The following is a 12800-nucleotide window of genomic DNA, read 5'->3' as shown; positions in this document are numbered from 1 at the left end:
CGGGCAGAGTCGGCGGTATGAGACTTCTGGTGCTGGGTGGTACGGAGTTCGCGGGGCGGGCCGTCGTGGAGGCGGCCCTCGGAAGGGGCTGGGACGTCACCGTCTTCAACCGGGGGCGGCACGAGTCCCCCGCCGGGGTGCGGTCCCTGCGCGGTGACCGCACCTCGCCGGACGGGCTCACCGCCCTCGCCGAGGGCGAGTGGGACGCCGTCGTCGACACCTGGTCGGCGGCGCCGCGTGCCGTGCGGGACGCGGCGCGGCTGCTGCGGGACCGCGCCGGGCGGTATGTGTACGTGTCGAGCCGTTCGGTGTACGAGTGGGCTCCGGCCGCGGGATACGGCGAGGACGCGCCTCTCGTCCAGGGCGCCGAGGCCGGTGCGGAGCAGACCGACTACGCGCGGGACAAGCGGGGCGGCGAGCTGGCGGCGGTCGAGGAGTTCGGGGTGGACCGCTCCGTGCTGGTGCGGGCGGGGCTGCTGCTCGGACCGTACGAGAACGTCGGGCGGCTGCCCTGGTGGCTGGGCCGGATCGCGCGCGGCGGTCCGGTGCTGGCGCCGGGGCCGCGGGACCTGCCCCTGCAGTACGTCGACATCCGCGACCACTCGGAGTGGATCCTCGGCGCTGTGGAACAGGGGTTGAGCGGGCCGTACAACCTCACGAGCCCGCAGGGGCACGCCACCATGGGCGAGTTGCTCGACGCCTGCGTGGCCACCGTCGGCGGGAGTGCCGAGCTGCGCTGGACCGACCCGGAGGTGATCCTGGACGCGGGCATCGAGCCGTGGACGCAGCTGCCCGCGTGGGTGCCGCCGGGCAGCGACGTGCATGACGCCCTGCACTCGGCCGATGTGTCCCGGGCCGTCGCCACGGGGCTGCGCTGCCGTCCCGTCACCGAGACCGTCGCCGACACCTGGGCCTGGCTCGGGGACATCGGCGGTACGGTCCCCACGGGAGCCGCGCGGGCTGTCAAGGGCCTCGATCCGGAGGTGGAGGCGAAGGTGCTCGCGGCGTCGGCTCAGGGTGTACCTGGCACCACCCCCTGAGCCGGGGGCCCGGCCCAGTGACCACCGCTGCCGGCTCGGCGAGACTGAACGGCATGACCAACGACACGAAGAGCGGCCCCGGTACGGGTTCGAGGGCGCGGGGCATGGGGATCGCCGCGGTGCGCGGGCTGGCGCTGGCGCTGGTGTCCCTGCCGGGATCCGTCCTCTGTCTCGTCCTCTCCCTCGTCTCCATCGCACTGATACCGATCGGCGTCGGCATCGTCACGACGCCGTGGGTGCTGACGGGGGTACGGGCGTTCGCCGACTGGCGGCGGGTCCTCGCGGCCGAGTGGGGTGGGGTGCGGATCCCGCCCGCGTACCGGCCGCTGCCGAAGGACGCCAACCCGTGGACCCGCACCTTCGGGATGCTGGCCGACCCGGCGACCCGTCGGGACCTGCTGTGGCTGCCGGTCGACATGACGGCGGGGTTCTTCACCGCGCTGCTGCCGGCCGTGCTGCTGCTCTACCCGCTGGAGGGGTTCGCGATCGCGGCGGGCCTGTGGCGGGTCTTCACGGACGCGGGCGGCACGTACTGGTACGGCTTCGTGCCGGTCACCGACCAGACGTCCGCGTTCGGCGCCGCCGCTCTCGGCGTCGGACTGCTCTTCCTCGCGCACTTCTACACCCCGAGCCTGCTCCAGGCCCACTTCCGGCTCACCCGGGCGGTCCTCGGCTCCAACCAGGGCGAACTGGCCGAGCGCGTGCGGGTGTTGACGGAGACCCGGCGGGACGCCGTCGACACCTCGGCCGCCGAGCTGCGCCGTATCGAGCGGGATCTGCACGACGGGGCGCAGGCACGGCTGGTGGCGATGGGCATGGACCTCGGGACGATCGAGATGCTGCTCGACAAGGACCCGGAGAAGGCCAGGCAGCTCGTCGCGCAGGCCCGCCGGTCGTCCGCCGACGCGCTCTCGGAGCTGCGCGACCTGGTGCGCGGCATCCACCCGCCCGTCCTCGCCGAACGCGGACTGGGCGACGCCGTACGGGCGTTGGCGCTGCGGCTGCCGGTGACGACCGAGGTGACCGTGGAGCTGCCCGGGCGTGCGGAGGCGCCCGTGGAGTCGGCGGCGTACTTCGCGGTCAGCGAGGTGCTCACCAACGCGGTCAAGCACGCGGGCGCCGACCGGATCTGGATCGACCTGCATCACGTGCACGAGGGCGCCGGCATGCTGCGGATCAACGTCACCGACAACGGCAAGGGCGGTGCGGTGATCGGGGCCGGCTCGGGGCTGGCCGGGGTCGAGCGGCGACTGGGTACATTCGACGGCGTCCTGGCCGTCAGCTCGCCCGCGGGCGGCCCCACCATGGTCACCATGGAGATTCCTTGCGCGTTGTCCTAGCCGAAGACCTGTTCCTGCTGCGCGACGGGCTCGTCCGGCTTCTGGAGGCCTACGACTTCGAGATCGCGGCGGCCGTCGAGACCGGGCCCGAGCTGTCCCGGGCGCTGGCCGAGCTGGAGCCCGACGTCGCCGTCGTCGACGTACGCCTGCCGCCGACCCACACCGACGAGGGCCTCCAGTGCGCGCTGGAGGCCCGCCGCAGGAAGCCGGGGCTGCCGGTGCTGGTGCTGTCGCAGCACGTGGAGCAGCTGTACGCGCGGGAGTTGCTCGCCGACGGCAGCGGCGGGGTGGGGTATCTGCTGAAGGACCGGGTGTTCGACGCGGACCAGTTCGTGGACGCCGTACGGCGGGTCGCGGCGGGCGGCACCGCGATGGACCCGCAGGTGATCCAGCAGCTGCTGAGCCGGCGCGCGGCCGACGACCAGCCGCTGGCGAGGCTCACACCCCGGGAGACGGAGGTGCTGGAGCTGATGGCGCAGGGGCGGTCGAACGCGGCGATCGCCGAGCGGCTCGTCGTCACGGAACGGGCCATCGCCAAGCACACCGCCAACATCTTCGCCAAACTGGGCCTGGAGGTGTCGGACGACGACAACCGTCGCGTGCTGGCGGTTCTCGCATATCTCGACCATGGCCGGTAAAACCGGACCCGCCCATTCACCCGCCGTACGGGATCAACAACTCCAGGTATTTCAGGGGTTGTTGGGGACACAGTGTTCTCACGAATCTCTCAACAATTTCTGTGGCGGCTGAACACCCCTGGGACCCCCTCCGTATGAAAGGGAGCCGCTTCACTCCTGTCGGGCGCCTCGATGCCCCGAAAAAGGAAGTCAGAGGAGTTCCATGGGACGCAACATTCGAAAACGCCGTACGCCGCTGGCCACCAAGGCCATAGCCGCATCGGCGGCCCTAGCGCTCGGTGGGGGCGGGCTTGTATGGGCCAACTTCTATGCTTCGGCACACGAGGACAACTCCGGGTGGAACCGGACGAAGTCCACGAACGCCCGCGTCGCGACGATCAACTGCCCTGATGTCGGCCAGAAGCTGACGAAGGTGCCGCGGAGCGCACGCAGGGGCGTCGCCAAGGAGCTGGCGCTGCTGGACAGGCAGGTCACGGATGCCTACAAGCGTCTCGCCGAGACGCGGCAGGCCCAGGCGGGGGACGCCAACTACGTCAACAACGCCATCCTGAGCCCGCTGAAGTCCAAGCGCGTGGCCACGCTCGACCGGATCGGCATCAACATCAACCGGGCCGGCGGCAAGCGACCGCAGAACCTCGACCAGCTCGCCCAGTGCCAGGGCGTCCCGGCCGAACAGCCCCAGACCAACGACGGTCAGCAGGGCGGCGACCAGAACCAGGACGGTCAGGACCAGAACAACGACGGTCAGGACCAGAACCAGGACGGCCAGAACAACGGCGGTCAGGACCAGGGCGGCCAGGACGGCGGCGGACAGGACCAGGGCGGCAACGGCGGTCAGGCCGGCAACGGCCCGTCGGCGGACGACTTCGTCGACATCACGCAGGTCCAGGGCAACGCGCAGCTGGGCGTCGGCGCGAACGGCCTCCCCGCGAACGGGGACGGCGGTTCGACCGGCAGCTTCACCACGAGCTGCGGCACCAACGAGAACGAGAATCGCAACTCGGACAACGTGATCGTCGCTCCCGGTGTCAGCAACGGTGCGCAGCACCAGCACGACTACGTCGGCAACCAGGCCAACAACGCTTTCGCGAGCGACCAGGACCTGGCCAACGGCGACACCACCTGCCAGAACCAGGGTGACCGGTCGTCGTACTTCTGGCCCGTGCTGCGTGTGCAGGACGGTCAGAACGACATCGACGCGAACGCCCCCGGTGGCGGTCAGGACGGCAACGTCGGCACGATCGTCCAGGCCAGCGAGGCCCAGCTGAAGTTCGTCGGCAACAAGAACAGCGATGTCGTCGCGATGCCGCAGGCCCTGCGCATCATCACCGGTGACGCCAAGTCCTTCGTGAACGGCAACAACAACGCCAACGCGAACTGGAGCTGCACCGGCTTCGAGGACAAGGTCCAGCTGCACGACAAGCTCCCGATCTGCCCCGAGGGCAGCTCCGTGGTGCGGACGTCGAACTTCCAGAGCTGCTGGGACGGTCAGAACATCGACAGCGCCAACCACCGTACGCACGTGGCGTTCGTCCAGGGCGACGGCACCTGCGCCAACGGTTTCCAGGCGATCCCCCAGCTCCAGGTCCGCCTGGTCTACGACGTCCAGGCGCCGCAGATCCAGAACGGGCAGGTCCAGAACGCCTTCGCGGTGGACTCCTTCCCGGACCAGCTGCACAAGGCCATCACCGACCACAACGACTTCATCAACTTCTTCGACGAGAACACGATGAACGAGATGGTCCAGTGCATCAACAGCGGGCAGGACTGCCAGTAGTCCTCATCCAGTAGGAAGCCGGCGGTGGGAATTCCCACCGCCGGCTTTCTGCTGTGCTCGATTCGCGATCAGCTGTGATGGCCGCCGCTGTTGTGGCTGCCGCCGGGGTTCATGTGCGCGGAGCCTTCCTCCATGGTCCCGCCGAGCTTGCTCTGGAGCGTGGTGACCGTCTTCTCCTGGCCGACGGCGACCCATTTGCGGCCGACGAGGTAGTAGCCGCCGTAGTCCTTCGCGCCGCTCAGCCATTCGGCCTGGCCGCGGTCGGTGGCGAAGGTGGCGAGGATGTACTTGTCCTTGCCGGTCTTGCAGATGGCCTGGCGGATCTCGTCGGCGTCGGTCTGCATGTTCGGGTCGCACTTGGCCATCGATGCCAGATGCTCCAGGCTGCCGGTCGCCGTCTCGGGCATGTCGGCCGCCTTGTCGCCGCCGGCGCCACAGCCGGCCAGCGCGAGCACTGCCACCGCGCCGGTCAGCGCGAGCATCGGTCGGGTCAATGTCATCTGTTCCTCCGGTCCATGCCGCACGGAGCCCCGGCAAGGGCCCTCGTCTCCCATACGGCTGTGACGGGCGATGCGCTCAAACAGCAGGCTCTCATGGGCACGGGTGTGCGAGTGTGGGCCGGTGAACCAGGACTGGGAAGACCGCGTGGCCGCCGCATGGGCGTCCTTCGACACCTACGCCGAGGCGGAGGCGGCCGACTTCCGCGCCGTCGTCGACGCCCTCGTCGCCGAACTGCCCGCCGGCAGCCCGCTCGGGCCGTTCGAGCAGGCCTGCGCGTGGGACTCCACGGGCCACTCGGACAAGGCGGTGCCGCTGTACCGGGAAGCGTTGAAGCTCGGACTGAACGGCTACAAGGGGCGGCGGGCCAAGATCCAGCTGTCCAGCTCGCTGCGGAACGTCGGGCAGGCCGAGGAGGGGGTCGCGCTGCTGACGCCCGAGCTGGACGCGCCGTCGGACGAGCTGGACGACGCGGTGCGGGCGACGCTGGCGCTGTGTCTGTCGAGTCTCGGGCGGGACCGGGAGGGGCTGTCGCTGGTGCTGGGTGCGCTGGCCGCGCATTTGCCTCGATATCAGAGGTCGATGGCGAATTATGCGCGGGCCCTGGTGGATGCGCCGTAGGAATTGCCGGGATTGGTCGTGTGGCGTCTGCGGGTGCGTCGTGGCTGGTCGCGCAGTTCCCCGCGCCCCTGGGCGGCGCTGCCGAACCGTTGGCTGTGACCTACCCGCCATTCGCTCGTTCTGCTGAACGTGCAGTCACAGGATGTCGCCTCTCGCCCCGCGCCCGCCTCGGCCGACCCGGTCGTCGACGTCGAGCGGGCCGAGGCCGCGCTCGTCGAGCACTACCCGCGTCTGGTCCGGCTCGCCTACCTGGTGCTGCCTCCGAGCCTCGGCCGCAACCGGCGCGTCCTGACCGCGCACTCCCTCACCCAGCGCGCGCTGCCCAGCGGCCGGACGGCGGCGGCACCCGTGATCCCGGCGCAGTCGACGGGCCGCGACAGCGACCCCGGGTACGCCTTCCTGCGGCTGCGCGTGCTGCGTACGGCACTGGAGGCGGGCTGGACGCTCAAGCGCGCCGCCTGGCCCAAGCGTTCCCAACTGCCGCCCCTGCTGCCCCAGGTCTGGGGCCTGCGCCTCTTCCCCAGGTCGGGCGGCGCCGACGAACTCGCCCTGGACCAGCGGCTGTCGGCGCTGTCCGGCCCGGCGCGGGCGGCCTACGTCCTGCGCGGCCTGGAGAAGCTCCCGGACGGTGACGTACGCGAGGTGCTGACGGCGGCCGGCGTCGAGGACGCGGACGACGCGCTGGAGGAGGCCGACGCCGTACCGGCGCAGTACGCACTGCTCGACTCCCCCGAGTTCGACCCCTGCTCGCTCCAGGCGCGGCCCACCGACCTGATGCGGCGCAGGCAGCATCTGCGGGCCGCGCTCGCCGCCGGGGCCGCCCTGCTCGTGTGCGGGGCGCTGCTCGGGCTGCCCGGCGAGGGCTGGGGCCCCGACGGTCCCGCCGCGCCCTCGTACGCGCAGAACCCGGCGGCCGAGGCCGCCCTCGACCCGGCCCAGCTGACCAAGGTCCCGGCGCTGGCCTGGCAGTCCGCCACCCGCACCGACTTCTCCGTGTGGCCGGCGCGCGGCGACCTCACCGGCGACTCGGCCCTGTTGCGCCGCGCCCTCGCCGTGTGGGCCCGCCCCGGCGAGACGGTCACCGTCTCGGCCACCCCCGGCACCCCGGCGGGCGGCCCGCCCGGCGCGCCGCAGCTGCTGTACGCGGGGACGGTCGACACCGCGCGCGTGGTGATCCTCTACGACGGTCTGCGCATCGCCCGCTACGCCGAGCCGACGGACGGCACGGCCGGCGCCGCCCTGGACTTCTCCCGTGTCGACGGCGCGGGCCGTGCGGAGGCGAGCGCGGTGGTCCTGAGCCGCGCCGACGGCAATGTCCGCTACCTGCTGGCGCCCTGGGTGAAGGACGCGGCCGAGCGGGACCTGCTGAAGCCGGGTGCCGGGGCGATGGATCTCGGGGTGCGGGAGGGCATCACCTCGCCGCTGTCCAGCCCGATCGGCCAGCAGACCGGGGCGTGCTCGTCGTGGAACGTCCTTCAGGTGACCGACAGGACGGGCACACGGCTGCTGACCGACCTCGCCGAACTGGTGCCGGCCCGGCTCACCACGGGCCGTCCCGGGGCCGCCGAGGACGTGACCGGGGCGCGGGCGCTGCACACCTGGGCGCCGTACTCCTGCTGGCTGGGCGCGATGCGCTCGGCGGGGATCCGATCGGTGAACGCCTGGTCGTTCGCCGCGCAGCCGCTGCCCGACGGCACGGGTACGGCGGACTGGGTGTGCACCCGCGCCGAGACCTGGCGGGGCGGCGGCGAGCGGGTGCTGGCGCAGTTCCGCACGCCGGGCTCGAAGGTCGGGGCGGTGGCGGCGAAGGCGCAGAACGTTCCGGCGTGCGGGGAGCGTGACCCGCATGTGCTGGCCGGGGTGCTGTGGAAGGCGAAGGCGGGCGGCTGGTACCTGCTGGCGGCCGGCACCGCCGACACGGCGTCGATCACCGCGACGGGCGGGGTTCAGGGCACGGCCGGGAACAACCTGCTGGCCACGGAGGCGGAGCAGGGCGCCCAGGCCAAGCTGAAGGGCACGCTGAACAGCGGCCGCGTGATCAACGGGCTCCAGTGAGACCGGGGCGTCCCGGTGCGACACGGGAACCCGCCCTGCTGACAGAAATGTAAATAAGGGCGGGCAGGAGGGTTCACCAGAGCCCTACCCGTCAGTACATTGACGCCATGTCTAACACGCCGGACCGCGTGCCCCTCAAGGCCCGCAAGGTGTCCTTCTCCTGGGACGACACCCCGTTGCACTGGGTGCCCGGGGACCCGTTCAGCACGCACACCATCAACGTGCTGCATCTGCTGCTGCCGGCCGGTGAGCGCTGGTTCGTGCACGTCTACAAGCAGGTGCTGCCGTACATACGCGACGAGCAACTGCGCGAGGACGTGCTCGGGTTCATCGGGCAGGAGGCGATGCACTCGCAGGCCCACGACGAGGTGCTGCCGCACCTGCGGGAGCAGGGGCTCGATCCGACGCCGTACACCGCGCAGGTCGACTGGCTCTTCGAGAAGCTGCTGGGCGACCGCACGCTGCCGCCGGGCCGGGCCCGCCGCTGGTGGCTGATGGAGCGCGTGGCGCTGATCGCGGCCATCGAGCACTACACCGCCTTCCTCGGCGACTGGGTGCTCAACGCCGAGGAGCTGGACCGCCGGGGCGCCGACCCGACCATGCTGGACCTGCTGCGCTGGCACGGCGCCGAGGAGGTCGAGCACCGCTCGGTCGCCTTCGATCTGTTCATGCACGTCGACGGCGGCTACCGGCGGCGGGTGCGGACCTGGGCGACCGCCTTCACGGCCCTGGTCTTCCTCTGGCAGCGCGGGGCGCGGTTCTTCATGGAGAACGACCCGACGCTGATCGACGGCCGCGCCACCTTCAAGGACTTCTACGTCCGCGGCCGGCACGGCACGCTGCCCGCGACCGGGGAGATGCTCAAGTCCATCCCGCGGTATCTGAGCCGCGCGTACCACCCCTCGCACGAGGGCTCCACGGAGCAGGCCGTCGCGTATCTCGCCTCCTCCCCCGCCGCTCTGGCCGCCGAGACGGCCGAGCAGTCCGCGAAGGGTGCCGCCTGATGCCGAAGCTCCGGACCGTGGCCGTCGTCGCTGGTACCGCCCTGCTGGTCCGGCGGGCGATGCGGCGCCGTATCCGCACCTCGCCGCTGTGGCCGATGCCCGCCCTTCAGGAGCCGGTCTCGGGGCGGCCCCGGTCGCGGGCGCTGCGCATGCTGGTGGCCGCGCGCGAGGAGGTCGCCGAGGGGGTCGTACAACTACGCCTTGAGGGGCACGATCTGCCGGGCTGGGAGCCCGGCGCGCATCTCGACCTCGTGCTGCCGTCGGGGCTCGTGCGGCAGTACTCGCTGTGCGGCGACCCGGAGGACGACTCGTCGTACACCGTGGCGACCCGGCTGGTGCCGGACGGGCGGGGCGGCTCGCGGGAGGTGCACGAGCAGATCCGTGCGGGCATGGAGCTGGAGGTGCGGGGGCCGCGGAACCGGTTCCCGCTCGTCGAGGCCGAGTCGTACGTCTTCGTCGCGGGCGGCATCGGGATCACGCCCGTCCTGCCGATGCTGCGGGCGCTGCCGGACGGCGCCGAGTGGCGGCTGCTGTACTGCGGGCGGGACCGGGCGTCGATGCCGTTCCTGGAGGACGTCGAGAAGCTGGGCCGGGACCGTGTGACGGTCGTGGAGGGGCCGGCGGACCTCGACGGGTTCCTCGCTGACGTGCCCGAGGGTGCCGCCGTCTACTGCTGCGGGCCGGAAGGGCTGATGGCCGCGGTGGAGGAGCGGTTCCCGCGGGTCCGGCTGGAGCGGTTCGCGCCGCGCGCCTCGGGCGGGGACGCCTTCGAGGTCGAACTGCGGCGCAGCGGGCGGACGTTGAGTGTCGCCGCCGACTCGACCGTACTGGCCGCGGTGCGCGAGGAGTTCCCGAACACCCTGTACTCCTGCGAGCAGGGTTTCTGCGGGACCTGCCAACAGCGGGTGCTGGAGGGCGAGGTGGACCACCGGGACGAACTGCTGACCGACGCGGAGCGCGCGGACTCCATGCTGATCTGTGTCTCGCGGGCGCGGGGTGATCGACTCGTACTGGACATGTGAACGTCCATGGTCGGTCCGGTCCGTTCGGGGCCGGAATCGATCGGTAAGGTGTTCGCATGACTACCGGGATACGGCGAAGGATGGGCGTCGAGGAGCGACGGCAGCAGTTGATCGGTGTCGCCCTCGACCTGTTCAGCCGACGCTCGCCCGACGCTGTCTCCATCGACGAGATAGCGTCGGCCGCCGGCATCTCGCGCCCGCTGGTCTACCACTACTTCCCCGGCAAACTCAGCTTGTACGAGGCTGCGTTGAAGCGTGCCTCGGAGGATCTCGCGGGCCGCTTCGTCGAGCCGCACGAGGGGCCGCTGGGGGCGCGGCTGCTGCGGGTGATGCGGCGCTTCTTCGACTTCGTCGACGAGCACGGCCCCGGTTTCTCGGCGCTGATGCGCGGCGGTCCGGCCGTCGGCTCCTCGGCGACCAACGCGCTCATCGACTCCGTGCGGCAGGCCGCGTATGTCCAAATCCTTTCGCATCTGGGCGTGCAGGATCCGCCCGCGCGACTGGAACTGGTCGTCCGCTCCTGGATCTCGCTCGCCGAGTCCACGGCGCTGATCTGGCTGGACGGCCGGCGCATCCCGCGCGGCGAGCTGGAGGTCCAGCTCGTGCACGACTTCGCCGCGCTGGCCGCCGTCAGCGCCGCTCAGGACGAGGAGATGGGCACGCTGCTGCGCGGCATGCTCAAGGACGAGCCGGACGACGGCCCGTTCGCGGACCTGGTCACCCGGCTGATCTCGCTGGCTTCCTGAGCCCGGCCTAGCGTTCGAACTTGCGGTAGGACGGGTCGAGGTCGCGGATCTCGGCGGAGGCGTGCAGCACGATTCCGTCGTCCTCGATGTGCTTGCGGAGCAGTTCCAGGACCGTCTCGGTGAGCTTCGCCTTGGTCTCGTCGCTGCGGCCGGCGAGCAGGCCGAGGGTGACGTGGACGACCGCGTGACGCTGCTCCTCGGGGTCCTCGTAGCCGAAGGCCGTGAAGTCGCCGGGCCGGAACTGCGTCTTGCACGCCTCCGGCTTGGCCGCCGCGATCTCGACGGTCGCGGTGTGCAGGTCCCGGGCGAAGGCGGCCCGGTCGAAGGAGATCGTCTTCGAGTGGTCGACGGTGATCTGCGGCATGAGCACTCCTGTTCTACGTCGGCAGCGCTCACCCTAACCGCAGGGCCAGCATCGCGATGTCGTCCTCCCTGTCGTGCCCGAAGCAGCCCAGCAGGGTGTCGCACAGCGCGTCGAGGCCGGGCGGGGCCCCGGCGGCGGCCGTGCGCAGCTGCTCCATGGACGTGGTGAGGTCGACGCCGCGGGTCTCGATGAGACCGTCGGTGACCATGAGCAGGCGGTCCTCCCGGTGGAGCACCAGTTCCACCGGCTCGGGGCGGTCGAGCGCGAGCCCGAGCAGGGGTCCGCACACCCGGACGTACTCGGCCCGGCCGCCGTCCCGAAGGATCACCGGCGGAATGTGCCCCGCGTTGGCGATCCGGACCCTGCCCGTGCCGGGGTCGAGCAGGGTCAGGCAGACCGTGGCGGTCACCTCCGGGTGATAGTGCAGCAGCATCCGGTCGAGCCGTTCGGCGAGGGCACGCGGGTCGCTCTCCTCGACGCAGTAGGCGCGCAGCGCGTGGCGGATCTCGACCATGACGGTGGCCGCGTCCAGCGAGTGCCCGACGACGTCCCCGACCGCGGTGAGCACGCCGTCGCGGGTGGGCAGGGCGGCGTAGAAGTCCCCGCCGATCTCGGTGTGCCGGGAGGCGGGCACGTACCGGACGACGAGGTCCACGCCCGGCAGGTGGGGCAGCCGGTGCGGCTGGGGCAGGAAGCTGTGCTGGAGGGTGAGGGCGATGTCCCGTTCTGCCTGGTACATGAGGAGGGGTTCGGCGGCGAGCGCGGTGGCCTGTGCGAGGCGCTCCGCGACAGAGAGTGCCGCGTGATGCCGTCGGTCGTGCGCGGCTGCGTCCTGGCCGAGCGCGCAGTTCCCCGCGCCCCTTGGGGGCGCGGCAATTGCCGGAGTCGCCACACAGACCCGGGCTCGGCCCTCCTTCGTCGCCGCCAGCACCAGGTGGGCGTCGTCCCGGGCGCCGGGGCGGAAGAGGCCCGTCGGCCACAGGGGTGCCGGGACGACTGTGCTGTGCACGCCGGCCCTGCGGTCCGCGATCCGTGTGATCAGCCGGGCCGCAGCCTGGTGTGGGCCCGCGTCGGACAGGGCCAGCCGACTGCGGGACGTGCCGTGGTGGGCTTCGCCGTCCGGGCCGATGACGAAGACGACCGCCGGTGTTCCGGTCAGGCGGGCCGCGCCCGCGGCTGCCGCGTCGGCCAGTTCTCCCAGGCAGCGTGCTGTCTGCACGGTGATGATGACCTGGGACAGCAGCGTCAGCCGGTGGGCGAGCGCCTCGGCGTCGGTGCGCCGGCGCGCTCTGCGGACCGCCGCGTGGACGACGGCCTGGATCTCCCTGGGCTCGGCCGGCACGGGCAGGAAGGCGTCGGCGCCCGCGTCCAGTCCCCGGCACCGGTCCTTCGCGTCCACGGCCGTCGCGGAGAAGTGGACGACGGGCAGCGCGGCCGTGGAAGGCGTGGACTTGACCCGGCGGCACAGCTCGAAGCCGCTCATGTCCGGCAGTCCGACGTCGACGAGGGCGACGTCCGGCAGGGCGCCCGCTCGCAGCCGTATGTCGAGTTCGCTCAGTGCCTCGCCCGCGCTGGCGACCGGTACGACATGGTGGCCGGCGCGGCGCAGCACCGCGCCCATGGCGTAGCGGTTGGTCGGGACGTCGTCGACGACCATCACGGTCGTGTCCGACTGCTTGACGTCATCGGTCATCG

General features: G+C 71.6%; 12 protein-coding genes. 9 read left to right on the top strand and 3 right to left on the bottom strand.

All coding sequences use genetic code 11. From position 1 onward, the window contains the following. Positions 1–17: 17 nt before the first annotated feature. The 4 genes from CP983_RS31245 to CP983_RS31230 all read left to right on the top strand — a co-directional run bounded on the left by CP983_RS31245 (position 18) and on the right by CP983_RS31230 (position 4795). Positions 18–1040 (top strand): SDR family oxidoreductase, encoded by a 1023-nt coding sequence (locus CP983_RS31245; RefSeq protein ID WP_150503301.1) that lies wholly within the window; start codon positions 18–20, stop codon positions 1038–1040. Positions 1041–1093: 53 nt separating this feature from the next. Then, positions 1094–2380: a sensor histidine kinase gene (locus CP983_RS31240; RefSeq protein WP_150503299.1), complete on the top strand. Its 1287-nt coding sequence runs from the start codon at positions 1094–1096 to the stop codon at positions 2378–2380. After that, positions 2365–3018: a LuxR C-terminal-related transcriptional regulator gene (locus CP983_RS31235; RefSeq protein ID WP_125526102.1), complete on the top strand. Its 654-nt coding sequence runs from the start codon at positions 2365–2367 to the stop codon at positions 3016–3018. Before CP983_RS31240 ends, CP983_RS31235 begins: the two co-directional genes overlap by 16 nt. Positions 3019–3220: 202 nt before the next feature. Next, complete coding sequence (locus tag CP983_RS31230) at positions 3221–4795, top strand: DUF1996 domain-containing protein (RefSeq protein ID WP_107906951.1); 1575 nt, start codon at positions 3221–3223, stop codon at positions 4793–4795. A gap of 68 nt (positions 4796–4863) precedes the next feature. Here CP983_RS31230 and CP983_RS31225 read toward each other — a convergent pair whose 3' ends face one another. After that, the gene (locus CP983_RS31225) at positions 4864–5295 is read right to left on the bottom strand and encodes a hypothetical protein (protein ID WP_093745748.1); all 432 of its coding nucleotides are present in this window, start codon (positions 5293–5295) and stop codon (positions 4864–4866) included. A gap of 70 nt (positions 5296–5365) precedes the next feature. Here CP983_RS31225 and CP983_RS31220 point away from each other — a divergent pair, with 70 nt between their 5' ends. The 5 genes from CP983_RS31220 (at position 5366) to CP983_RS31200 (ending at position 10741) form a co-directional block, all read left to right on the top strand. Next, positions 5366–5914, top strand: a complete 549-nt coding sequence (locus CP983_RS31220) for a tetratricopeptide repeat protein (RefSeq protein ID WP_189748623.1) — start codon at positions 5366–5368, stop codon at positions 5912–5914. 129 nt (positions 5915–6043) lie between these two features. After that, the gene (locus tag CP983_RS31215; protein ID WP_150503296.1) at positions 6044–7969 is read left to right on the top strand and encodes a hypothetical protein; all 1926 of its coding nucleotides are present in this window, start codon (positions 6044–6046) and stop codon (positions 7967–7969) included. Positions 7970–8076: 107 nt separating this feature from the next. Then, positions 8077–8973 (top strand): metal-dependent hydrolase, encoded by an 897-nt coding sequence (locus CP983_RS31210; protein WP_093745751.1) that lies wholly within the window; start codon positions 8077–8079, stop codon positions 8971–8973. Continuing rightward, positions 8973–9995 (top strand): PDR/VanB family oxidoreductase, encoded by a 1023-nt coding sequence (locus CP983_RS31205; protein WP_150503294.1) that lies wholly within the window; start codon positions 8973–8975, stop codon positions 9993–9995. The genes CP983_RS31210 and CP983_RS31205 overlap by 1 nt, the downstream gene beginning before the upstream one ends. A 56-nt stretch (positions 9996–10051) precedes the next feature. Next, on the top strand, positions 10052–10741 hold the full coding sequence (locus CP983_RS31200) for a TetR/AcrR family transcriptional regulator (protein ID WP_107906947.1): 690 nt from the start codon (positions 10052–10054) through the stop codon (positions 10739–10741). 7 nt (positions 10742–10748) lie between these two features. Here CP983_RS31200 and CP983_RS31195 read toward each other — a convergent pair whose 3' ends face one another. Beyond that, positions 10749–11105, bottom strand: coding sequence for a 5-carboxymethyl-2-hydroxymuconate Delta-isomerase (locus tag CP983_RS31195; protein ID WP_150503292.1), 357 nt, complete (start codon positions 11103–11105; stop codon positions 10749–10751). Positions 11106–11133: 28 nt separating this feature from the next. Beyond that, on the bottom strand, positions 11134–12798 hold the full coding sequence (locus CP983_RS31190; RefSeq protein WP_150503290.1) for a fused response regulator/phosphatase: 1665 nt from the start codon (positions 12796–12798) through the stop codon (positions 11134–11136). Positions 12799–12800 lie beyond the last annotated feature (2 nt).

The sequence above is a fragment of the Streptomyces chartreusis genome, from assembly GCF_008704715.1.
GTDB classification, from domain to species: Bacteria; Actinomycetota; Actinomycetes; order Streptomycetales; family Streptomycetaceae; genus Streptomyces; species Streptomyces chartreusis.
Note: the sequence above shows the minus strand (reverse complement) of the source record. Positions and strands in the feature narration are given on the sequence as shown.